This window comes from Streptomyces yunnanensis (assembly GCF_029011865.1).
In the GTDB taxonomy this organism is placed as follows: domain Bacteria; phylum Actinomycetota; class Actinomycetes; order Streptomycetales; family Streptomycetaceae; genus Streptomyces; species Streptomyces yunnanensis.
This window is the reverse complement of record NZ_CP095749.1, coordinates 750,991-777,588: the sequence shown is the minus strand read 5'-3', so window position 1 is coordinate 777,588 and position 26,598 is coordinate 750,991. Positions and strand designations below refer to the sequence as shown.

At 74.4% G+C, this 26,598-nt stretch carries 2 protein-coding genes (1 of these 2 only partly in view); both read left to right on the top strand.

Annotated elements, in window-relative coordinates:
* Positions 1–30 precede the first annotated feature (30 nt).
* Positions 31–9,603: a type I polyketide synthase gene (locus tag MOV08_RS03255; protein WP_275306120.1), complete on the top strand. Its 9,573-nt coding sequence runs from the start codon at positions 31–33 to the stop codon at positions 9,601–9,603.
* Positions 9,604–9,610: 7 nt separating this feature from the next.
* Positions 9,611–26,598, top strand: partial view of an SDR family NAD(P)-dependent oxidoreductase gene (locus tag MOV08_RS03250; RefSeq protein WP_476718405.1) — the 5' portion only. 16,420 nt of this gene lie beyond the right edge of the window; 16,988 of the gene's 33,408 nt are visible here — the first part of the coding sequence; the start codon lies at positions 9,611–9,613; its stop codon lies beyond the right edge, outside the window.

Here is a 26,598-nt window from a genome sequence, read left to right as displayed (position 1 = left end):
CGTTCGCGACCCGATGACGAGGACGGACCGATGCAGGAACCCCAGCAAGGCCAGCCGGACCAGCAGGAGAAAATCGTCGACTATCTCCGGCGGGTCACTTCCGATCTTCGCCGTGCCCGCCGCCGCATTGGCGAACTGGAATCCAAGGACAACGAACCCATCGCCATCGTCGGAATGGGCTGCCGACTTCCCGGCGGCGTCAATTCACCGGAATCCCTGTGGGACCTGGTGCGGTCCGGTGGTGACGCCATTTCCGGATTCCCCGCCGACCGCGGCTGGGACCTGGAAACCCTCACCGGAAACGGCGACGGCAGCAGCGCCACCCACGAGGGCGGATTCCTCTACGACGCCGCGGAATTCGACGCCGCCTTCTTCGGCATCTCGCCGCGCGAGGCGACCGCCATGGACCCCCAGCAGCGCCTCCTCCTCGAAGTCGCCTGGGAGGCGCTGGAGCGCGCCGGCATCGCCCCCACCGCCCTGCGCGGCAGCCGGTCCGGCGTGTTCGTCGGCTCCTACCACTGGGGCGCGCCCTCGGCCGACGCCGCCACCGAACTGCACGGCCACGCCCTGACCGGCACCGCCGCCAGCGTGCTGTCCGGCCGCCTGGCCTACACCCTCGGCCTCGAAGGCCCGGCCGTCACCGTCGACACCGCCTGCTCCTCCTCCCTCGTCGCCCTGCACCTGGCCGCCCAGTCCCTGCGCGCCGGGGAATCCTCGCTCGCCGTGATCGGCGGCGTCACGATCCTCACCGAGCCGTCCGTCTTCGTCGAGTTCAGCGCCCAGGGCGGCCTGGCACTCGACGGCCGCTGCAAGGCGTTCTCCGACGCCGCCGACGGCACCGGTTGGGCCGAGGGCGTCGGTGTCCTCGTCGCCGAGCGGCTCTCCGACGCGGAGCGCAACGGCCACCCGGTCCTCGCCGTGCTGCGCGGCTCCGCCGTCAACCAGGACGGCGCCTCCAACGGCCTGACCGCCCCCAACGGCCCCTCCCAGGAACGCGTCATCCAGCAGGCCCTCGCCCGGACCGGCCTGACCCCCGCCGACATCGACGCCGTCGAGGCGCACGGCACCGGCACCCGGCTCGGCGACCCCATCGAGGCCCAGGCCCTGCTCGCCACCTACGGCCAGGGACACACCCCGGACCAGCCGCTGTGGCTCGGCTCCCTGAAGTCCAACATCGGGCACACCCAGGCAGCCGCCGGCGTCGCCGGTGTCATCAAGATGGTCATGGCGCTGCGCCACGGCCACCTGCCGCCGACCCTGCACGCCGACGCGCCCTCCTCGCACGTGGACTGGTCCGCGGGATCGGTACGGCTGTTGACCGAGGGGCAGCAGTGGCCGGAGACCGGTCGTCCGCGCCGGGCCGCGGTGTCCTCGTTCGGCATCAGCGGCACCAACGCGCACGCCCTGCTGGAACAGGCACCCCACCCCGCGGACACCCCGGACGCCGGCGACGACGCCGCGCCCACCGAACCGGCCGGCGCGCCCGCCGCGCTGCCCTGGATCGTCTCCGGCCACTCCCCGCAGGCGCTGCGCGACCAGGCGGCCGCCCTGGCCGCCCGGGTCGAGACCGACCCTGCGCTCCGCCCCCAGGACATCGGGCACACCCTGCACACCGCCCGCGCCCTGCTCGAACGGCGCGCCGTCGTCGTCGCCCCCGACCGCGCCGAACTCCTCGCGGCCACACGCGAGTTGGCCGCCGGCCGGTCCGCGAAAGCCGTCGTCGAGGGCCTCGCGGACGTCGAGGGTCGGACGGTGTTCGTGTTCCCCGGTCAGGGTTCGCAGTGGGTGGGGATGGGTGCGCGGCTGCTGGACGAGTCGCCGGTGTTCGCGGAGCGGATTGCCGAGTGTGCGGCGGCGTTGGCGGAGTTCGCCGATTGGTCGCTGGTGGATGTGTTGCGCGGTGGTGTGGGTGCGCCGTCGTTGGAGCGGGTTGATGTGGTGCAGCCGGCGTCGTTCGCGGTGATGGTGTCGTTGGCTGCGTTGTGGCGTGATCGTGGTGTCGAGCCGGATGCGGTGGTGGGGCATTCGCAGGGGGAGATTGCTGCTGCGGTGGTGTCGGGTGGGTTGTCGTTGCGGGACGGGGCGCGGGTGGTGGCGCTGCGGAGCCAGGCGATCGGTCGTGCGTTGGCGGGGCGGGGCGGGATGATGTCCGTCGCGTTGTCGGTGGAGGCGCTCGAACCGCGGTTGGAGGAGTTCGAGGGGCGGGTGTCGGTGGCCGCCGTCAACGGCCCCGGCGCGGTGGTGGTCTCGGGCGAGCCGACCGCCCTGGACGACCTCCAGGCCCGGCTGGCCGCCGACGAGATCCGGGCCCGCCGGATCGCGGTGGACTACGCCTCGCACTCGCACCAGGTCGAGGACCTGCGCGAGGAACTGCTCGCCGCACTCGCCGAGGTGACCCCCCGGGAAGCGCGGATCCCGTTCTTCTCCACGGCGACCGGCGACTGGCTGGACACCACCGAGCTGGACGCCGGCTACTGGTTCCGCAACCTGCGCGGCCGGGTGCGGTTCGCGGACGCGGTACGGGAGTTGCTGGCGGCGGAGTACCGGGCGTTCGTCGAGGTCAGCTCGCACCCCGTGCTGACGATGGCGGTCCAGGACCTGATCGAGGAGGCCGGGGTCACGGCCGTCGCGACCGGCACCCTGCGCCGCGACCAGGGCGGCGCGGGCCGCTTCCTGCTGTCGGCCGCCGAGGTCTTCGTGCGCGGTGTGGACGTGGACTGGGCGGGGGTGTTCGAGGGGACCGGTGCGTCCCGGGTCGACCTGCCCACCTACGCCTTCCAGCGCGAGCGGTACTGGAACACCCGCAGCGCCGCCGACCGCACCCCGGCCGACGCGCCGATGGACGCCGAATTCTGGGCCGCCGTCGAGCAGGCGGACGTCTCCGCGCTGACCGCCGCGCTCGGCACCGACGAGGACTCCGTCGCCGCCATCCTGCCCGGCCTCACCTCCTGGCGCCGGGCCCGCTCCCAGCGCGCCACCCTCGACTCCTGGCGCTACCGCGTCACCTGGACGCCCCTCGCCCAGGTGCCCCGCGCCACCCTGACCGGCACCTGGCTGCTGGTCACCGCCGACGGCATCGACGACACCGATGTGGCAGGGGCGTTGGAGACCTACGGTGCCGAGGTGCGCCGGCTGGTCCTGGACGAGGAGTGCGTCGACCGCGTCGTCCTGCGGGAGCGGCTGGCCGGCGCGGAGGACGTGACCGGCATCGTCTCCGTCCTCGCCGCCGCGGAGGACGACGCCGCCCGCCACCCCGGCCTCACCCGGGGACTCGCACTCACCGTCTCCCTCGTCCAGGCCCTGGGCGACGCCGCGGCGACCGCGCCGCTGTGGTTCCTGACCCGAGGCGCCTTCGCCACCGGCCCGTCCGACCCCGTCACCCGGCCCCTGCAGAGCCCGATCGCGGGCGTCGGCTGGACCACCGCGCTGGAGCACCCGCAGCGCTGGGGCGGCACCGTGGACCTGCCCGACACCCTCGACGCCCGGGCCGCCCAGCGGCTCGCCGCCGCGCTGTCCGGCGCCCTCGGCGCCGAGGACCAGCTCGCCGTCCGCGCCGCCGGGGTACTGGCCCGCCGCATCGTCCGCGCCGGACACCGCGCCGGACGACCGGCACGGACCTGGGCACCGCGCGGCACCACCCTGGTCACCGGCGGCTCCGGCACCCTCGCCCCGCAGCTCGCCCGCTGGCTGGCCGAACGCGGCGCCGAGCACGTGGTGCTGGTCAGCCGACGCGGTGCCGACGCCCCCGGAGTGCCCGAACTCATCGCGGAGGCAGCCGAGTCGGGCACCGAGGTGACCGCCGCCGCCTGCGACATCACCGACCGCGCCGCGGTCGCCGCGCTGCTGGCCGACCTCACGGCCGACGGCCGCACCCTGCGCACCGTCGTCCACGCCGCCGCCGCCATCGAGCTGTCCGCGCTCGCCGACACCACCGTGGCGGAGTTCGCCGACGTCGTGCACGCCAAGGTCACCGGCGCACGGATCCTCGACGAACTGCTCGACGACGCGGAACTGGACGACTTCGTCCTGTACTCCTCCACCGCCGGCATGTGGGGCAGCGGCGTGCACGCCGCCTACGTCGCCGGCAACGCCTATCTGTCCGCGCTCGCCGAGCAGCGCCGCGCCCGCGGACTGCGCACCACCTCCATCCACTGGGGCAAGTGGCCCGACGACCGGGCACGCGAGCTGGCCGACCCGCACCGGATCCGCCGCAGCGGCCTGGAGTACCTCGACCCCGAGCTGGCGCTCACCGCGCTCCAGCACGTCCTGGACGACGACGAGACCGTCATCGGCCTCATGGACATCGACTGGGACACCTACCACGACGTGTTCACCGCGGGCCGGCCCGCGCACCTCTTCGACCAGATCCCCGAGGTGCGCCGCCGCCTCGACCAGGCATCCGCCCCGGACCCCGCGGGCCCGGCCGCCGACGGCCTGGCCGCCCGCCTGCACGGCCTCGCCGCCGCCGAACAGGACCGGCTGCTGCTCACCCTGGTCCGCACCGAGGCCGCCGCCGTCCTCGGCCACGCCTCCGCCGAGTCCTTCCCCGAGCGCCGCGCCTTCCGCGACCTCGGCTTCGACTCGGTCACCGCCGTGGACCTGCGCAACCGGCTCGTGGCCGGCACCGGACTGCGGCTGCCCTCGACGATGGTCTTCGACCACCCCAACTGCGCGGCGCTCGCCGCGTTCCTGAAGACGACGGCGCTCGGCGTCCCCGGCGCCGCACCGCGGCAGCACGCCGCGACCGGCACCCCGGCCGACGACGACCCGATCGCCGTGATCGGCATGAGCTGCCGCTTCCCCGGCGGCGCCACCACCCCCGAGGAACTGCTGCGGCTCGCCCTCGACGGCGCCGACGTCATCTCGGAGTTCCCCGCGGACCGCGGCTGGGACGCCCGGGGCCTGTACGACCCGGACCCCGACCGCCCCGGCCACACCTACTCCGTCCAGGGCGGCTTCCTCCACGAGGCCGCCGGCTTCGACCCCGGCTTCTTCGGGATCTCCCCGCGCGAGGCGGTCGCCATGGACCCGCAGCAGCGGCTCCTGCTGGAGACCTCCTGGGAGGCGTTCGAACGCGCCGGCATCGACCCCACGTCACTGCGCGGCAGCGCCGCCGGCACCTTCTTCGGGGCCAGCTACCAGGACTACTCCTCCACCGTGCAGCACGGCACGGGGGAGTCCGAGGCGCACATGGTGACCGGCACCGCGGCCAGCGTCCTGTCCGGCCGGGTCTCCTACCTGCTCGGCCTGGAGGGCCCCGCGGTCACCGTGGACACCGCCTGCTCCTCCTCCCTGGTCGCCCTGCACCTGGCCTGCCAGTCCCTGCGCAGCGGCGAGAGCTCCCTCGCGCTGGCCGGTGGCGCGGCCGTGATGGCCACCCCGCACGCGTTCGTCGGCTTCAGCCGGCAGCGTGCCCTCGCCAAGGACGGCCGCTGCAAGCCGTTCTCCGACACCGCCGACGGCATGACGCTCGCCGAGGGCGTCGGCGTCGTCCTGCTGGAGCGCCTGTCCCACGCCCGCGCCAACGGGCACCGGGTCCTGGCCGTGATCCGCGGCTCGGCCGTCAACCAGGACGGCGCCTCCAACGGCCTGACCGCGCCCAACGGCCCGTCCCAGCAGCGCGTGATCCGCCAGGCGCTCGCCAACGCCGGCCTGACCGGCGCCGACGTCGACGCGGTCGAGGCGCACGGCACCGGCACCAAACTCGGCGACCCCATCGAGGCCCAGGCCCTGCTCGCCACGTACGGTCAGGACCGCGACGCCGAACGGCCGCTGCTGCTGGGCTCGGTGAAGTCCAACATCGGCCACACCCAGGCCGCGGCCGGCGTCGCCGGCGTCATCAAGATGGTGCTGGCCATGGACGCCGGCGAACTGCCCGGCACCCTGCACCTCGACGCGCCCTCCAGCCACGTCGACTGGACCGCCGGCGCCGTGGAACTGCTGCGCGGGCGCACCCCGTGGCCCGAGAGCGGGCGCCCCCGCCGGGCCGGTGTCTCCTCGTTCGGCATCAGCGGCACCAACGCCCACCTGATCCTCGAACAGGCCCCGGCCACCGAGCCGCCCGCCGACCCCGACCGCGCCCAGGACACCGACACCGTCGTCCCCTGGCCGCTCGCCGCCAAGTCCCCGGCCGCCCTGCGCGCCCAGGCCGCCCGGCTGCTCGCCACCGTCGAGCACGCCCCCGACCTTCCGCCCGCCCCCGTCGGCCACGCCCTGGCCACCACCCGCGCCGCCCTCGAACACCGCGCCGTCGTCGTCGGCGAGCGCCGCGAGGACTTCCTGCGCGGCCTGGCCGCCCTGTCCACCGGCGCCTCGGCGGCCGGCCTGGTCACCGGCATCGCCGGCCCCGACCCCGAGGGAGCGGTCTTCGTCTTCCCCGGCCAGGGATCCCAGTGGTGGGGAATGGGCCGCGAACTCCTCGCCACGTCCGAGGTGTTCCGCACCGCGATCGACGACTGCGCGACGGCCCTCGCCCCGTACGTCGACTGGTCGCTGCACGACGTCCTGGCCGGCGAGGGCGACCCCGCCCTGCTGGAGCGGGTGGACGTGGTCCAGCCCGCGCTGTTCGCCATGATGGTCGGGCTGTCCGCGCTCTGGCGCTCCCACGGCGTCGTCCCGGCGGCCGTGGTCGGCCACTCGCAGGGCGAGATCGCCGCGGCCTGCGTCGCCGGAGCCCTCAGCCTGGCGGACGCCGCCCGCGTGGTGGCACTGCGCAGCCAGGCACTGCCGCAACTGTCCGGACGCGGCGGCATGATGTCGGTCTCCGCCCCCGTCGAGCGGGTCGGCGCACTCCTCGCCCCGTGGCAGGAGGCGCTGTCCGTCGCCGCGGTCAACGGGCCCTCGTCCGTGGTCGTCTCCGGCGACACCGACGCCCTCGACGCCCTGCTCACCGCCTGCCAGGAACAGGGCGTGCGGGCCCGCAAGGTGTCCGTGGACTACGCCTCGCACGGGCGGCACGTCGAGGCCGTCCGCGACGAACTCGCCCGCGTCCTCGCGCCCGTCGACCCGCGCGCCCCCGAAGTGCCGTTCTACTCGACGGTCACCGGCGACCGCGTGGACGACGCCGCCTTCGACGGCGCCTACTGGTACACCAACCTCCGCCGGACCGTCCGCATGGAGGAGGCCACCCGCGCTCTCCTCACCGCCGGGCACCGCGTCTTCATCGAGGTCAGCCCGCACCCGGTGCTCGCCGCCCCGATCCAGGAGACCCAGGAGGCCGTCGCGGAGGCCACCGGCGGGTCCGCGGTGGTCCTCGGCTCGCTGCGCCGCGACGAGGGAGGCCCGCGGCGCTTCCTGACCTCGCTCGCCGAGGCCCACACCCACGGCGCCCCGGTCGACTGGACCACCACCTTCGCCCGGTCCGCCTACCGGCCGGTGGACCTGCCGACCTACCCCTTCCAACGGCAGGACTTCTGGCCCGAGGCCCGGCCCGCCACCCCGGCCGCCGGCGCCGACGCGTCCGACGCCGCGTTCTGGCAACTGGTCGAGAACCAGGACCTCGCCGCGCTCGCCGACGCGCTCGGCGTCCCCGCCGACGCCGAGCACACCGCGCTCGGCGCCGTGCTGCCGGCCCTGTCCGCCTGGCGCGCCAAGGCCCAGGCCCGCACCCGGATCGACGAACTCCGCTACCACGTCCAGTGGACCCGGGTCGCCGAGCCCGCAGCGGCCCCCGCCACCGGCCGGCTGCTGGTCGCCGTCCCGCCGGACCACGCCGACGCCCCCTGGGTCACCGCGGCGCTCGACGCCCTGGGCACCGACACCGTCCGCTTCGAGGCCAAGGGCACCGACCGCGCGGGATGGGCCGCGCAGATCGCCCAACTCATCGAGGACGGGGAGGAGTTCAGCGGCGTGGTGTCGCTGCTGGCAGCCGCCGAGGACCTCCACCCGGACTTCGGCTCGGTGCCGCTGGGGCTGGGGCAGACCCTCGTCCTCGTCCAGGCCCTCGGCGACGCCGGCCTGACCGCACCCCTGTGGTGCCTGACCCGCGGCGCCGTCGCCACCGGCCGCGACGACGCCCTCGGCAGCCCGACACAGGGCGCCCTGTGGGGCCTCGGCCGGGTCGTGGCCCTGGAACACCCCGACCGCTGGGGCGGCCTGATCGACCTGCCCGCCGCCCTCGACGCCCGCGCCGCGGCCCGCCTCACCGGCCTGCTCGCCGACCCCGCCGGCGAGGACCAACTCGCCGTCCGCGCCACCGGCGTGCTCGCCCGCCGCATGGTGCACGCCGCGCCGTCCGCGCCCCGCGCCGGGCGCCGCTGGCGGGGCCGCGGCACCTGCCTGATCACCGGCGGCACCGGCGGCATCGGCGGCCGGGTCGCCCGCTGGATGGCCGAGCACGGTGCCGCCCACCTGGTCCTGACCAGCCGGCGCGGCCCGGACGCACCCGGCGCCGCCGCACTCCGGGCCGAACTGGAGGCCCTGGGCGCCCGCGTCACCCTCGCCGCCTGCGACGTCGCCGACCGCGACGCCCTGGCCGCCCTGCTGGCCGACCTCCCCGCCGACCAGCCGCTCACCTCCGTCTTCCACTCCGCCGGCGTGGCCGACGGGGACGCCCGGGCAGCCGACCTGACCCTCGATCAGCTCGACGCGCTGCTGCGCGCCAAACTGACCGCCGCCCACCACCTGCACGAGCTGACCGCCGCCCTCGACCTCGACGCGTTCGTGCTCTTCTCCTCCGGCGCCGCGGTCTGGGGCAGTGGCGGCCAGCCCGGCTACGCCGCCGCCAACGCCTACCTCGACGCCCTCGCCGCCCACCGCAGGTCCCTCGGCCTGTCCGGCGCTTCCGTCGCCTGGGGCACCTGGGGCGAGGTCGGCATGGCCACCGTCCCCGAGGTCCACGAGCGACTGCACCGCCAAGGGGTCCGCGCCATGGAACCGGACCACGCGATCGGCGCGCTCCAGCAGATGCTGGAGGACGACGACACCACCCTCGCCGTGACCCTCATGGACTGGGAGACGTTCGCACCCAGCTTCACCGCGACCCGACCCAGCGCCCTGTTCAGCACGGTGCCCGAAGCCGTCCGCGCGGTGACCGGCGACCCCGGCACCACGGCCGGCGACGACGCGGACTCCGCGACCCCGCCGCTCCGCCGCCACCTGGAGGAGCTGTCCGCCGCCGAGCGCGGCCGGGCCCTCGTCGAGGCGGTCCGCGCCGAGGCGTCCGCGACCCTCGGCCACGACACCCCCGATGCCATCCCCGCCGGCCGTGCCTTCCGCGACGTCGGCTTCGACTCGGTCACCGCCGTCGAACTGCGCAACCGGCTGCGCACCGCCCTCGGCCTGCCGCTGCCGGCCGCGCTCGTCTTCGACCACCCCACCCCCACGGCCCTCGCCGGCCACCTCGGCGCGCTGCTGTTCGGCACCGCCCCCGAGGACGCCGGCGCCGGCCGCCCCGACGACCCCGACGCCCGCATCCGCGAGGCGCTCGCCACCGTCCCCATCGGACGGCTGCGCAAGGCGGGCCTCCTCGACATGGTGCTGAAACTCGCCGACTCCGACGCGACCGACGACCCCGCCCCCGAGGCCGACGCCCCCTCGGAATCCCTCGACGACATGGACGCCGAAGCCCTGCTGCGGCTGGCCACCGAGAACTCGGCGAACTGAAAGAGAGCTGGAGCCCACCATGAGCACGAACCCCGACAAGTACGTCGAGGCACTCCGGTCGTCCCTGAAGGAGATCGAGCGGCTGCGCCGGCAGAACGAACAGCTGGTGGCGGCGGCGGTCGAGCCCGTCGCGGTCGTCGGCATCGGCTGCCGCTTCCCCGGCGGCGTCACCTCCCCCGAGGACCTGTGGGAGCTGGTCGCCGAGGGGCGCGACGTCATCGGGCCGTTCCCGCAGGACCGCGGCTGGGACCTGGAGAAGCTGGCCGGCGGCGGCGAGGGCGGCAGCCTCGCGCAGGTCGGCGGCTTCGTCGAGGACGCCGCCGGCTTCGACCCCGGCTTCTTCGGCATCTCCCCGCGCGAAGCGGTCGCCATGGACCCGCAGCAGCGCATCCTGCTGGAGATCACCTGGGAAGCCCTGGAACGCGCCGGCATCGACCCGTCCACCCTGCGTGGCACCCCCACCGGCGTCTTCGTCGGCACCACCGGCCAGGACTACGGCGAGGTCATCAAGGCGTCCGCCGAGGACGTCGAGGTCTACTCGACCACCGGCCACGCCGCCAGCGTCATCTCCGGCCGACTCTCCTACACCCTCGGCGCCGAGGGCCCGGCCGTCACCGTCGACACCGGCTGCTCCTCGTCCCTGGTCGCCCTGCACTGGGCCGTCCAGGCGCTGCGCGGCGGCGAGTGCTCCATGGCCCTGGCCGGCGGCGCGTCCATCATGGCCACCCCGGGCCCGTTCGTCGCCTTCACCGCGCAGAGCGGCCTGGCCGCCGACGGCCGGTGCAAGCCCTTCTCCGACCGGGCCGACGGCACCGGCTGGGGCGAGGGCGCCGGCATGCTGGTCCTGATGCGGCTCTCCGACGCCCAACGCGAGGGCCGCCCGGTCCTCGCCGTGCTGCGCGGCTCCGCCATCAACCAGGACGGCGCCTCCAACGGCCTGACCGCCCCCAACGGCCCCTCCCAGCAGCGCGTCATCCGCGCCGCGCTGGACAGCGCCCACCTCACCGCCGCCGACATCGACGCCGTCGAGGCCCACGGCACCGGCACCACCCTCGGCGACCCGATCGAGGCCCAGGCGCTCCTGGCGACCTACGGACAGGACCGGCCGCGGCCCCTGTGGCTCGGCTCGGTCAAGTCCAACATCGGCCACACCCAGGCCGCCTCCGGTGCCGCCGGCGTGATCAAAATGATCATGGCGTTGCAGCGCGGCGTGCTGCCGCGCAGCCTGCACGCCACCGAACCCACCACGGACGTCGACTGGACCGCCGGCTCCGTCGACCTCCTCGACGAGACGGTCGCCTGGCCCGAGACCGGGCGCGCCCGCCGCGCCGGTGTCTCCTCCTTCGGCATCAGCGGCACCAACGCGCACGTCATCCTCGAACAGGCCCCCACCGCCCCCGAAGAGCCCACCACCGAACCCACCGTCCGCCCCGCCGTCGTCCCGTGGGCGCTCTCCGCCCGCACCGCCGCCGCCCTCGACGCCCAGCGCGCCCGCCTCACCGGCCGCCTCGCCGACACCCCCGACGTCGACCCCCTCGACGTCGGCTACGCACTCGCCGACGGACGCGCCACCTTCGAACACCGCGCCGTCCTGCTCCCCGACGGCACCGAACTCGCCCACGGAACCGCCGGCGAGGGCCTGTCCGCCGTCCTCTTCTCCGGCCAGGGCTCCCAGCGCCCGGGCATGGGACGCGAACTCCACACCCGCTTCCCGGTGTTCGCCGCGGCCTTCGACGAGATCGCCGCCCTCCTCGACACCCACCTCGACCGCCCGCTGCGCGAGGTCGTCTGGGGCACCGACGCCGACCTGCTGAACGACACCGGCTGGGCCCAACCCGCCCTGTTCGCCGTCGAGGTCGCCCTCTACCGCCTGGTCGCGTCCCTCGGCGTCACCCCCGACTTCGTCGGCGGCCACTCCATCGGCGAACTCGCCGCCGCGCACGTCGCCGGGGTCCTCTCCCTCGAAGACGCCTGCACCCTCGTCGCCGCCCGCGCCCGCCTCATGCAGGCCCTGCCGCGCGGCGGCGCGATGCTCGCGATCCGCGCCACCGAGGACGAGGTCACCCCCCACCTCACCGACGACGTCTCGATCGCCGCCGTCAACGGGCCCACCTCCGTCGTCGTCGCCGGCACCGAGGACGCCGTCGCCGCGCTCGGGGCGCACTTCACCGCACAGGACCGCAAGACCACCCGGCTGCGGGTCAGCCACGCCTTCCACTCGCCGCTCATGGACCCGATGCTGGCGGAATTCCGCGCCGTCGCCGCGGGCCTGACCTACCACGAGCCGCGCATCCCGGTCGTCTCCAACCTCACCGGCGCCGTCGCCGCCGTCGCCGACCTGTGCTCCGCCGACTACTGGGTCCGCCACGTCCGCGAGGCGGTCCGCTTCGCCGACGGCGTCACCGCCCTCACCGACCGCGGCGTGACCACCCTCGTCGAACTCGGCCCGGACGGCGTGCTGTCCGCCATGGCCCAGGAATCCCTGCCGGACGGCGCCGCCGCCGTGCCGCTGCTGCGCAAGGACCGCCCCGAGGAGCTCTCCGCCGTCACCGGCCTGGCCCGCGCCCACGTCCGCGGCGTCACCGTCCGCTGGACCGGTCTCTTCGACGGCACCGGCGCGCGCCGCGCCGACCTGCCCACCTACCCCTTCCAGCACCAGCGGTTCTGGCCGACCGCGGCCCGCGCCGCCCAGGACGTCACCGCCGCCGGACTGGGCGCCGCCGACCACCCGCTGCTCGGCGCCACCGTCGAACTCGCCGACGGGGCCGGCTACTTGTTCACCAGCCGGCTCTCCGTCCGGACCCACCCCTGGCTCGCCGACCACGGGGTCCAGGGCCGGGCCCTGCTGCCCGGCACCGCCTTCGTCGAACTGGCCGTCCGCGCCGGCGACGAGGCCGGCTGCGACCGCGTCGAGGAACTGACCCTGGCCGCACCCCTGGTGCTGCCCGAGCGCGGCGGCGTCCAACTCCAGGTCCGCGTCGGCGCGCCCGACGCCGCCGGCCGCCGCACCCTCGGCATCTTCTCCCGCGTCGAGGACGGCTTCGACCTGCCCTGGTCGCAACACGCCACCGGCGTCCTGACCGCCGGCGCCGGCACCCCCGACCCCGCCTTCGACGCCACCGTCTGGCCCCCCACCGGCGCCGAACCCGTCGACCTCACCGGCGCGTACGAGCGCCTGGCCGCCCTCGGCTTCCAGTACGGCCCCGCCTTCCAGGGCCTGCGCGCCGCCTGGCGCCGCGACACCGAGGTCTACGCCGAAGTGGCCCTGCCCGACGGCGCGGACACCGACCCCGCCACCTTCGGACTGCACCCGGCCCTGCTGGACGCCGCACAACACGCCGCCGCCTACGCCGACCTCGGCGCCATCAGCCGCGGCGGCCTGCCGTTCGCCTGGCAAGGCGTCTCGCTCGCCGCCGCCGGCGCCACCACCGTCCGCGCCCGGATCGCCCCGGCCGGCGAGGACACCGTCACCATCGCCGTCTACGACGCCGCCGGCGGCACCGTGCTGTCCGTCGACTCCCTGGTCTCCCGCGAGGTCCCCGCCGACGCACCCGGCGCCGCCGGCACCGTCCACCGCGACTCGCTCTTCCACGTCGAGTGGACCCCGCTCCAGGGCCGCCCCGGCCCCGCCCCGGCCACCGTCGCCGTCCTCGGCCCCGACCCGGACGCCCTGGCCGACGCCCTCCGCGCCACCGGCATCCGGACCACCGCCCCCCGCGACCTGGCCGCCCTCGCCGACGCCGAAGGGCCCGTCCCCGACCTGGTCGTCACCACCCTCACCAGCACCCCGGGCGCCCCCGTCCCCGACGCCGCGCACGCCACCACCGCCGCCGTCCTCGACCTCGCCCAACAGTGGCTCGCCGACGACCGCTTCGCCGACTCCCGCCTGGTCCTCGTCACCCGCGGCGCCACCGACGGCACCGACCCCGCCGCCGCGGCCGCCGGCGGCCTGATCCGCACCGCCCGCACCGAGAACCCCGGCCGTTTCGCCCTCCTCGACCTCGCCCCCGACACCGACCGGCCCGACCCCGAGACCCTGGCCACCGCCCTGGCCGCCACCCACGACGAGCCCGACCTCGCCGTCCGCGGCACCGACGTGCACGCCGCCCGCCTGGCCCGTGTCCCGCTCGCCACCGAACCCACCACCTGGAACCCGGACGGCACCGTCCTGATCACCGGCGGCACCGGCGGCCTGGGCGCGGTCCTCGCCCGCCACCTGGTCACCACCCACGGCGTCCGCCACCTGCTGCTCGCCAGCCGCCGCGGCCCGGCCGCCGACGGCGCCGACGACCTGACGGCCGAACTGACCGGACTCGGCGCCACCGTCCACATCGCCGCCTGCGACGTCGCCGACCCGGCCGCCCTCGCCGACCTGCTCGGCACCGTCCCGGCCGGGCACCCGCTCACCGCCGTCGTCCACACCGCCGGCGTCGTCGACGACGGCGTCCTCGGCTCCCTCACCCCGCAGCGCCTGGACACCGTCCTGCGGCCCAAGGCCGACGCCGCCTGGCACCTGCACGAGGCGACCCGCCACCTCGAACTGGACGCCTTCGTCCTCTTCTCGTCCGTCGCCGCCACCCTCGGCAGCCCCGGACAGGCCAACTACGCCGCCGGCAACGCCTTCCTGGACGCCCTCGCCGCCCGGCGCGCCGCCACCGGCCTGCCCGCCACCTCCCTCGCCTGGGGCCCGTGGACCCAGAGCGTCGGCATGACCAGGAGCCTGTCCGACCTCGACGTCGAGCGCATCGCCCGCTCCGGCATGCCCCCGCTGACCCTGGAACAGGGCACCGCCCTCTTCGACGCGGCCCTGGCCGCCGGGCCCGCCGCCCTCGCCCCGGTCCGCCTCGACCTGCCCGTCCTGCGCACCCAGGGCGACATCGCCCCGCTGCTGCGCGGCCTGATCCGCACCCCCGTGCGGCGCACCGCCGCCCAGGTCTCGCAGACCGCCGACGGCCTCGCCCAGCGGCTCGCCGGCCTCGACGCCGCTGCCCGCCGGGAAGCCCTCCTGGAGCTCGTCCGCACCCAGATCGCCCAGGTCCTCGGCCACGCGGACGCCACCGAGGTGGAGACCGGCCGCCAGTTCCAGGACCTCGGCTTCGACTCCCTCACCGCCGTCGAACTCCGCAACGCCCTCAACACCGCCACCGGCCTGCGGCTGCCCGCCACCATGGTGTTCGACTACCCGACACCGCACGCCCTCGCCGACCACCTGCGCGACGAACTCCTGGGGATCGACGCCGAGTCGACCCCCGCCGTCCCCGCGCCGACCCGCGCCGCCGGCACCGACGACCCCATCGTCATCGTCGGCATGGCCTGCCGCTACCCCGGTGGCATCGCCTCACCCGAGGACCTCTGGCGCCTGGTCAGCCAGGGAGCCGACGCCACCGGCCCGTTCCCCACCAACCGCGGCTGGGACCTGGACAACCTCTACGACCCCGACCCCGACCGCCCCGGCCGCACCCACGTCCGCGCCGGCGGCTTCCTGCACGACGCCGGCTCCTTCGACGCCGACTTCTTCGGGATGAGCCCGCGCGAGGCGATGGCCACCGACTCCCAGCAGCGCCTGCTGCTCGAACTCTCCTGGGAAGCCGTCGAACGCGCCGGCATCGACCCCGCCGCACTGCGCGACTCCGGCACCGGCGTCTTCGCCGGCGTCATGTACAACGACTACGGCACCACCCTGACCGGCGACGAGTACGAGGCGTTCCGCGGCAACGGCAGCGCCCCGAGCGTCGCCTCGGGCCGCGTCTCCTACGCCCTCGGCCTGGAGGGCCCGGCCGTCACGGTGGACACCGCGTGTTCCTCCTCGTTGGTGGCGTTGCACTGGGCGGCGCAGGCGTTGCGGGCGGGGGAGTGCTCGTTGGCGTTGGCCGGTGGTGTGACGGTGATGTCGACGCCGAGCACGTTCGTGGAGTTCTCGCGGCAGCGGGGTCTGGCGCCCGATGGTCGTTCGAAGGCGTTCGCCGAGGCCGCGGACGGCGTGGCCTGGTCCGAGGGCGTCGGCATGCTGGTCCTGGAACGTCAGTCGGACGCCGTGCGCAATGGTCACCGGATCCTGGCCGTGGTGCGCGGCTCGGCGGTCAACCAGGACGGTGCGTCCAACGGCCTGACCGCGCCGAACGGCCCGTCCCAGCAGCGCGTGATCCGCCAGGCGTTGGCCAGCGGCGGCCTCTCCACGGCCGACGTCGATGTGGTCGAGGCGCACGGCACGGGTACGACGCTCGGTGACCCGATCGAGGCCCAGGCGCTCCTGGCCACCTACGGGCGTGACCGCGACCCCGAGAACCCGCTGCTGCTCGGCTCGATCAAGTCCAACATCGGTCACACCCAGGCAGCGGCGGGTGTCGCCGGTGTCATCAAGATGGTGATGGCGATGCGGCACGGTGTGCTGCCGCAGACCCTGCACGTCGACGCGCCGTCCTCGCACGTCGATTGGAGCGCCGGCGCCGTCGAGCTGCTCACCGCGCAGACCGCCTGGCCGGAGACCGGCCGGGCCCGTCGCGCCGGTGTCTCCTCCTTCGGCATCAGCGGCACCAACGCCCACGTCGTCATCGAGCAGCCCCCGACCGCCGCCCCCGCCACGCCCGCGTCCGCCGACCGGTCCGTCGAGGAACCGCCGGCCATCCCCTGGGCCCTGTCCGGCAAGACCCCCGAGGCCCTGCGCGCCCAGGCCGCCCGCCTCCTCGCCCACGTCGAGGCGCACCCCGCACTGCGCCCCGTCGACATCAGCTACTCCCTGATCGCCACCCGCACCGCCTTCGACCACCGCGCCGTCGTCCTCGGCACCGACCGCGCCGAGGCCCTGCGCGCCCTCACCGCGCTCGCCGCCGGCGAGACCGACCCGGCCGCCCTCACCGGCACCGTCCGCACCGGCCGCACCGCCTTCCTCTTCTCCGGCCAGGGCTCCCAACGGCTCGGCATGGGCCGTGTCCTCTACGAGCGGTTCCCCGCCTTCGCCGAAGCCCTCGACACCGTCCTCACCGCCCTCGACGCGGAACTCGGCCACCCCCTCCGCGACATCATCTGGGGCGAGGACGCCCAACTCGTCGACCGGACCGGCTACACCCAACCCGCCCTGTTCGCCATCGAAGTGGCACTCTTCCGCCTCCTGGAAGCCTGGGGCATCACACCGGACTTCGTGGCCGGCCACTCCATCGGCGAGATCGCCGCCGCACACGTCGCCGGCGTGCTCTCCCTCGGCGACGCCTGCCGCCTCGTCGTGGCCCGCGCCGTGCTGATGCAGTCGCTGCCCGAAGGCGGCGCGATGATCGCCGTCCAGGCCACCGAGGACGAGGTCCTGCCGCTCCTCACCGACGACGTCTCGATCGCCGCCATCAACGGCCCGACCTCCGTCGTCGTGTCCGGCCACGAGAACGCCACCCTCGCCGTCGCCCGGCACTTCGCCGACCAGGGCCGCCGCACCACCCGGCTGCGCGTCAGCCACGCCTTCCACTCGCCGCTGATGGCGCCGATGCTCGACGACTTCCGCGCCGTCGTCGAGAGCCTCACCTTCACCGCCCCCACGACCCCCGTCGTCTCCAACCTGACCGGTGAACTGGCCCCGGCCGAGGCACTCTGCTCGGCCGACTACTGGGTCCGGCACGTCCGCGACGCCGTCCGCTTCGCCGACGGCATCCGCACCCTCGCCGACCGCGGCGTCACCACCTTCGTCGAACTCGGCCCCGACAGCGTGCTGTCCGCCATGGCCCAGGAGTCCGCCCCCGAAGGCGCCGGCACCGTCCCGCTCCTGCGCCGCGACCGGCCCGAGGAGCAGGCCGTCCTGGCCGCGCTCTGCCACCTCCAGGTGCTCGGCGTCGAGGCCGACTGGTCCGCCACCTTCCGCGGCCTCGACCCCGTCCGCGTCGACCTGCCGACCTACGCCTTCCAACACCGCTGGTTCTGGCCCGCCGCCCGACCCGCCCGCCCCGACGACGTCCGCGCCGCCGGCCTGGGCGCCGCCGAACACCCCCTCCTCGGCGCCGCCGTGCAACTCCCCGACGACGACGGCGCACTCTTCACCGGCCGCCTCTCCCTGCGCACCCACCCGTGGCTGGCCGACCACACCGTCCTGGGCACCGCACTGCTCCCGGGCACCGCACTGGTGGAACTCGCCGTCCGCGCGGGCGACGAGACCGGCAGCGGCCACCTCGAAGAACTCACCCTCGCCGCGCCCCTGACCCTCCACGAGGACGGCGCCACCCTCCTCCAGGTCCGGGTCGGAGCCGCCGACGACACCGGCCGCCGCACCGTCACCGTCCACGCCCGCCCCGACGACACCGCCGACCGCACCTGGACGCTGCACGCCACCGGTGTGCTCGCCACCACGCCCCCGGCCGCCGCGGCGTTCGACACCACCGTCTGGCCGCCCGCCGACGCCGAACCCCTCACCACCGACGACTGCTACGCACACTTCACCACGCTCGGCTTCGCCTACGGCCCCGCCTTCCAGGGCCTGCGGGCCGCCTGGCGCGCCGGCGACGTGCTGTACGCCGAGGTCGCCCTGCCAGAGTCCGCTGCCGACGACGCGGCCGCCTTCGGCCTGCACCCGGCGCTCCTGGACGCCGGCCTGCACGTCGCGCTCCTCGCCGAGGACCGCGACACCGGACTCCCGTTCTCCTGGGAAGGCGTCACCCTGCACGCCTCCGGCGCCACCGCGCTGCGCGTCCGGCTCGCCCCGAACGGCCCCAACGGCCTGTCCGTCACCGCCGTCGACCCGGCCGGCAACCCCGTCGCCACCGTCACCCGCCTGCTCGCCCGCCCCCTGGACGCCGAGCAGTTGACCACCCACAGCGCCCTGACCCGCGACGCGCTCTTCCACCTGGACTGGACCCCGGTCCCGCTCCCCGACACCGCGAACCCCGCGACGCCGGCCCTCCTCGGCCCGGACACCGCCGCGCTCGCCGACGCCCTCGGCGCCCCGGCCGTCGCACGCCACGCCACCCTCGACGACCTCCTGGCCGGGGACGCCACCGCGCCCGCCACGGTCCTCGTCCCCCTCGGCGCCCCCCTCGACGGCGACACCGCGCAGCACGCGCACGCCCTCACCCGCAGCGCGCTGACCCTCGTCCAGCAGTGGCTCGCCACCGACCGCCTCGCCGACTCCCGCCTGGTCTTCGTCACCCACGGAGCCGTCGCCACCGACGACGCGCCCGCCACCGACCTGGCCGCCGCCGCGGTCTGGGGCCTGATCCGCTCCGCACAGACCGAGAACCCCGGCACCTTCACCCTCCTCGACCTCGACACCGAGCCCGACTCGACCACCGCGCTCGGCCGCGCCCTCACCCTCGACGAACCACAGCTCGTCCTCCGCGCCGGCCGCGCCCGCGCCGCCCGCCTCACCCGCACCCCCGCCCCCACCACCACCCACACGCCGTGGTCCGCGGACGGAACGGTGTTGGTGACGGGTGGTACCGGTGGTCTGGGTGGGGTGGTGGCTCGGCATCTGGTGCGGTCGTGTGGGGTGCGGCGGTTGTTGTTGACCAGTCGTTCGGGTTTGGGTGCGGCGGGTGCGGTGGAGTTGGTTGCGGAGTTGGAGGCGTTGGGCGCGCGGGTTGTGGTTGCGGCGTGTGATGTGGGTGATGGCTCGGCTGTGGCGGAGTTGGTTGCCGGTGTTTCGGAGTCGTATCCGTTGTCTGCGGTGGTGCATGCGGCTGGTGTGTTGGATGACGGTGTGGTGGGTTCTTTGACGCCGGAGCGGTTGGCTGCGGTGTTGCGTCCGAAGGTGGATGGTGCGTGGAACCTGCATGTGGCGACGCGTGGTCTGGATCTGGACGCGTTTGTGGTCTTCTCTTCTGTTGCGGGTGTGTTCGGGGGTGCGGGTCAGGCCAACTATGCGGCGGGTAATGCGTTTTTGGATGCGTTGGCGGTTCATCGGGTGGCTGGTGGGTTGCCTGGTGTGTCGTTGGCGTGGGGTGCCTGGGATCAGGGTGTGGGGATGACGGCGGGGTTGACGGAGCGGGATGTCCGTCGTGCTGCCGAGTCGGGTATGCCGTTGTTGACGGTTGATCAGGGTGTGGCGCTGTTCGATGCGGCGTTGGCGACGGGGAGTGCCGCGTTGGTCCCGGTCCGCCTGGACCTGGCCGCACTGCGCATCCGGGGCGACATCGCACCGCTCCTCCGCGGCCTCGTCCGCGCACCGCTGCGCCGCACCGCGGCCACCGGCCTCGCCACCGGCGCGGACACCGGACTCGTCCAACGGCTCGGCCGACTCGACCACGCCCAGCGCCACGAGGCCCTGCTCGACATGGTCCGCAGCAGCGCCGCGCTCGTCCTCGGCCACGCCGACGGCAACGCCATCGACGCCGAACGCGCCTTCCGCGACCTCGGCTTCGACTCGCTCACCGCGGTAGAACTCCGCAACCGTCTGCGCACCGCCACCGGCCTGCACCTGTCGGCCACGATGGTCTTCGACCACCCCACCCTGTCCGCCCTCGCGGAGCACCTGCGGGACGAGTTGTTCGGCGCGGTCGAGAACGAGGCGCGGGTGCCGGTCCAGGCACTGCCGCCGACCGCCGACGATCCCGTCGTGGTGGTGGGCATGGCCTGCCGTTTCCCGGGTGGCGTGGCCTCGCCGGAGGACCTGTGGCGCCTGGTCGACACCGGCGCCGACGCCATCACCGACTTCCCGACCAACCGTGGCTGGGACCTGGACAACCTCTACGACCCGGACCCCGAGCACTTCGGAACGTCCTACACCCGCTCCGGTGGTTTCCTGCACGAGGCGGGGGAGTTCGACCCGGCGTTCTTCGGAATGAGCCCGCGTGAGGCACTGGCGACCGACTCCCAACAGCGGTTGTTGTTGGAGTCGTCGTGGGAGGCGATCGAGCGGGCCGGCATCGACCCGCTGACCCTGCGCGGCAGCGCCACCGGTGTCTTCGCCGGCGTGATGTACAGCGACTACGGGAGCATCCTCGGGGGCAAGGAGTTCGAGGGCTTCCAGGGCCAGGGGAGCGCGGGCAGCGTGGCCTCGGGCCGCGTCTCCTACGCCCTCGGCTTCGAAGGCCCGGCCGTCACGGTGGACACCGCGTGTTCCTCCTCGTTGGTGGCGTTGCACTGGGCGGCGCAGGCGTTGCGGGCGGGGGAGTGCTCGTTGGCGTTGGCCGGTGGTGTGACGGTGATGTCGACGCCGAGCACGTTCGTGGAGTTCTCCCGGCAGCGGGGTCTGGCGCCCGACGGTCGTTCCAAGGCGTTCGCCGAGGCCGCGGACGGCGTCGGCTGGTCCGAGGGCGTCGGCATCCTCGTCCTGGAGCGCCAGTCGGACGCCGTGCGCAACGGCCACGAGATCCTCGCCGTGATCCGCGGCTCGGCCGTCAACCAGGACGGTGCGTCCAACGGCCTGACCGCGCCGAACGGCCCGTCCCAGCAGCGCGTCATCCGCCAGGCACTGGCCAGCGGCGGCCTCTCCACGGCCGACGTGGACGCCGTCGAGGCACATGGCACCGGCACCACGCTCGGTGACCCGATCGAGGCTCAGGCGCTCCTGGCCACCTACGGGCGTGACCGCGACCCCGAGAACCCCCTGTGGCTGGGCTCCCTGAAGTCCAACATCGGTCACACCCAGGCAGCGGCGGGTGTCGCCGGTGTCATCAAGATGGTGATGGCGATGCGGCACGGTGTGCTGCCGCAGACCCTGCATGTCGACGCGCCGTCTTCGCACGTCGATTGGAGCGCCGGCGCCGTCGAGCTGCTCACCGCGCAGACCGCCTGGCCGGAGACCGGCCGGGCCCGTCGCGCCGGTGTCTCCTCCTTCGGCATCAGCGGCACCAACGCCCACGTCATCGTGGAACAGCCGGCACTCGTCGAGAGCCCGGCCGCGGAGCCGAGCGGACGCGAACCCGCCGTCGTTCCGCTGCCGCTGTCCGGAAAGTCCCCCGAGGCCCTGCGCGACCAGGCCGCACGCCTGCTGGCCGGGTTGGCGGAGCGGCCCGCGCTGCGCCCGCTCGACCTCGGCTACTCGCTGGCGACGACCCGTTCGGCGTTCGACCACCGGGCGGTGGTGCTCGCCACCGACCGCTCCGATGCGGTCCGCGCGTTGACGGCGCTCGCCGCCGCCGACGCGGATCTCTCCGCCGTCGTCGGCGCTACCCGCACGGGTCGCCACGCGGTGCTGTTCTCGGGCCAGGGCTCGCAACGCCTTGGTATGGGGCGTGAGTTGTACGGTCGTTTCCCGGTCTTCGCCGAGGCCCTCGATGTCGTGGTCGACCATCTGGACGCCGCCTTGCCTGCCGAGGCCGGTCTGCGTGAGGTGATGTGGGGTGACGATGCGGAGCTGCTGAACGAGACCGGTTGGACGCAGCCCGCTCTCTTCGCCGTCGAGGTGGCGCTGTTCAGGCTGGTGGAGAGTTGGGGTGTCCGTCCGGACTTCGTGGCCGGCCACTCCATCGGTGAGATCGCGGCGGCGCATGTCGCCGGGGTGCTGACGTTGGAGGACGCCTGCCGTCTGGTGGCCGCTCGTGCCGCGTTGATGCAGGCGTTGCCGGCCGGCGGCGCGATGATCGCGGTCCAGGCGACCGAGGACGAAGTCACCCCGCACCTGACCGACGACGTAACGATCGCGGCCGTCAACGGCCCGACCTCCGTGGTCGTCTCCGGGGCCGAGAGCGCCGCCCGTACGGTGGCCGAGCGGCTCGCGGAGAACGGCCGCAAGACGACCCGGCTGCGGGTCTCCCATGCGTTCCACTCGCCTCTGATGGATCCGATGCTGGCGGAGTTCCGCGCGGTGGCGGAGGGCCTGTCCTACGCCGCCCCGTCCCTGCCCGTCGTCTCGAACCTGACGGGCCAGCTGGCCACGGCCGACGAACTCTGCTCGGCCGAGTACTGGGTGCGCCACGTCCGCGAGGCGGTCCGCTTCGCCGACGGTGTGACGGCCCTCGAAGCCGAGGGCGTGCGGACCTTCCTGGAACTCGGCCCGGACGGCGTGCTGTCCGCCATGGCCCAGCAGTCGCTCACCGGCGACGCCGCCACCGTCCCGGCCCTCCGCAAGGACCGCGACGAGGAGACGTCCGCGCTCACCGCGCTCGCCCACCTCCACACGGCAGGTCTCCGCGTCGACTGGGCGGCGTTCTTCGCCGGCACCGGCGCCACCCGCGTGGACCTGCCGACCTACGCCTTCCAGCACGCCACCTACTGGCCCACCGGCACCCTGCCCACCGCGCACGCCGCGGCCGTCGGCCTCACCGCCGCCGAGCACCCGCTGCTGAACGGCTCGGTCGAACTCGCCGAAGGCGCAGGGGTGTTGTTCACCGGACGGCTGTCGCTGCAGTCGCATCCGTGGCTGGCCGACCACGCCGTGATGGGACAGGTCCTGCTGCCCGGCACCGCACTCCTGGAACTGGCGTTCCGGACCGGCGACGAGGCCGGTTGCGACCGCGTCGAGGAACTGACGCTCGCCGCACCGCTCGTCCTGCCCGAGCGCGGCGCGGTACAGACCCAGGTCCGGGTCGGCGTCGCCGACGACACCGGCCGCCGCACCGTCACCGTCCACTCCCGGCCCGAGCACGCGACCGACGTGTCGTGGACCCAGCACGCCACCGGCACCCTGACCACGGGCGCAGCCCCGGCCGACACCGGTTTCGACGCCACTGCCTGGCCGCCCGCCGACGCCGAACCCCTCACCACCGACGACTGCTACGCGCGCTTCACCGCGCTCGGCTTCGCCTACGGCCCGGTCTTCCAGGGCCTGCGGGCCGCCTGGCGCGCCGGCGACGTGCTGTACGCCGAGGTCGCCCTGGCGGACTCCACCGGCGACGAGGCGACCGGCTTTGGTCTGCACCCCGCACTGCTCGACGCCGCCCTGCACGCCGCCCTCGTCGCCCACGACGGCGAGGAGAGCAACGGCGGACTCCCGTTCTCCTGGGAGGGCGCGACCCTCTACGCGACCGGCGCCACCGCACTGCGCGTCCGGCTGACCCCGACGGGCACCGACGGCCGGTCGGTGGCCATCGCCGTGGCCGACACCGCCGGCCGTCCGGTCGCCGCCATCGACAACCTCGTCTCGCGCCGGGTCTCCGGCGACCAGTTGACCGGCGCCGCGGGACTCGCCCGCGACGCCCTGTTCACCCTGGACTGGAACCCCGTACCGGAGAAGTCCGGAGGGGAGCAGACCCGGGACCAGGACGGCCGGCCCGCCGCGGCCACCGTCGCGCTGGTCGGCGCGGACGGCACCGCAATCGCCGCCGACCTGACCGCCGCCGGCATCCACACCACCCTCCACCCCGACCTCACCGCCCTCGCCACGACCGACGCCGACGTTCCGAAGACGGTCCTCGTCCCCCTCACCGGAACCGGCACAGGCATCGGGACCGAGTCGGTGGCCGGAATCGGGACGGGGGCCGCCGCGCCGGACGCGTCCGCCCCCTCCCCGGCCGAGGTCGCCTACACCCTGACCACCGCCGCACTCGCCCTCGTCCAGGAATGGACCGCACAGGAGCGCTTCGCCGGCTCCCGCCTGGCGTTCGTCACGACCGGGGCGACGGCCGCCGGCGGTACCGACGTCGTCGACGTGGCCGCCGCCGCGGTCTGGGGCCTGGTCCGCTCCGCCCAGTCCGAAGCCCCGGACACCTTCGTCCTGATCGATCGTGACCCCGGCCCGGCCGGCGCGCACGACCGCACAGCCGCCGCCGAACGGGGCCAACTCCTCCTACGGGCACTGCACACCGGCGAACCGCAGCTCGCCCTGCGGGACGGCGGAGTGCTCGCCGCCCGCCTGGCCCGCTTCGACACCGCGGCCGCGCTCACCCCGCCGGCCGACCGGGCCTGGCGGCTCGACAGCACGGCCAAGGGCAGCCTCAACGGCCTCGCCCTGACCCCGTATCCGGCGGCACTGGCGCCGCTCACCGGCCACGAGGTGCGGGTCGAGGTGCGTGCCGCGGGCCTGAATTTCCGTGACGTGTTGAACGCGTTGGGGATGTATCCGGGGGATGCGGGGTTGTTCGGTTCGGAGGCGGCCGGTGTGGTCGTCGAGGTCGGGCCGGACGTCACCGGGCTGGCACCCGGCGACCGGGTCATGGGCATGATCACCGGCAGCTTCGGCTCGCTCGCCGTGGACGACGCGCGCCGCCTCACCCGCCTGCCCGAGGACTGGTCCTGGGAGACGGGTGCCTCGGTGCCGTTGGTGTTCCTCACCGCGTACTACGCCCTGAAGGAGTTGGGTGGTCTGCGGGCGGGGGAGAAGGTGCTGGTGCACGCCGGTGCCGGTGGTGTCGGTATGGCGGCGATCCAGATCGCCCGGCATGTCGGTGCCGAGGTGTTCGCCACGGCCAGTGAGGGCAAGTGGGACGTGCTGCGCTCGCTGGGCGTGGCCGACGACCACCTCGCCTCCTCCCGCACCCTCGACTTCGAGGCGGCATTCGCCGAGGTCGCCGGCGACGGCGGCCTGGACGTGGTGCTGAACGCGCTGTCTGGTGAGTTCGTCGACGCCTCGATGCGGCTGCTCGGCGACTGCGGCCGGTTCCTGGAGATGGGCAAGACCGACATCCGCGCCGCGGACTCCGTCCCCGACGGCCTCACCTACCACTCCTTCGACCTCGCCTGGGTGGTGCCGGAAACCATCGGCACCATGCTGGCCGAGCTGATGGACCTCTTCCGCACCGGCGCACTGCGGCCGCTCCCGGTCCGTACCTGGGACGTCCGGCACGCCAGGGACGCGTTCCGGTTCATGAGCATGGCCAAGCACATCGGCAAGATCGTGCTCACCCTGCCCCGCTCCTGGCAGCCCGAGGGAACGGTGTTGGTGACGGGGGGTACCGGTGGTCTGGGTGGGGTGGTGGCTCGGCATCTGGTGCGGTCGTGTGGGGTGCGGCGGTTGTTGTTGACCAGTCGTTCGGGTTTGGGTGCGGCGGGTGCGGTGGAGTTGGTTGCGGAGTTGGAGTCGTTGGGCGCGCGGGTTGTGGTTGCGGCGTGTGATGTGGGTGATGGCTCGGCTGTGGCGGAGTTGGTTGCCGGTGTTTCGGAGTCGTATCCGTTGTCTGCGGTGGTGCATGCGGCTGGTGTGTTGGATGACGGTGTGGTGGGTTCTTTGACGCCGGAGCGGTTGGCTGCGGTGTTGCGTCCGAAGGTGGATGGTGCGTGGAACCTGCATGTGGCGACGCGTGGTCTGGATCTGGACGCGTTTGTGGTCTTCTCTTCTGTTGCGGGTGTGTTCGGGGGTGCGGGTCAGGCCAACTATGCGGCGGGTAATGCGTTTTTGGATGCGTTGGCGGTTCATCGGGTGGCTGGTGGGTTGCCTGGTGTGTCGTTGGCGTGGGGTGCCTGGGATCAGGGTGTGGGGATGACGGCGGGGTTGACGGAGCGGGATGTCCGTCGTGCTGCCGAGTCGGGTATGCCGTTGTTGACGGTTGATCAGGGTGTGGCGCTGTTCGATGCGGCGTTGGCGACGGGGAGTGCCGCGTTGGTCCCGGTCCGCCTGGACCTGGCCGCACTGCGCACCCGGGGCGACATCGCACCGCTCCTCCGCGGCCTGGTCAAGGCGCCCATCCGTCGCACAGCCGCCACCACCCCCGGCGACGCCGGACTTGCCGAGCAGCTCACCCGGCTCCAGCGCGCCGAGCGACGGGACACCCTCCTCGCACTCGTCCGCGACCAGGCCGCGATGGTCCTCGGCCACACTTCGGGCGACGGCGTCGACCCGTCCCGCGCCTTCCGCGACCTCGGCTTCGACTCGCTCACCGCGGTCGAACTCCGCAACCGCATCGGCGCGGCCACCGGCCTGCGGCTACCGGCCACGGCCGTCTTCGACTACCCCACCGCCGACGCCCTCGCCGCCCACCTGCTCACCGAACTCCTCGGCCCCGACGCCGAGTCGGACCCCGGCGAGCCCGGCGCCCCCACCGCGGGGCCGACCGACGACCCCATCGTCGTCATCGGCATGAGCTGCCGCTTCCCCGGCGACATCACCTCGCCGGAGGACCTGTGGCGTCTGCTCGGCGACGGCGCCGACGTCGTCACCGACTTCCCGACCAACCGCGGGTGGGACCTGGACAACCTCTACGACCCCGA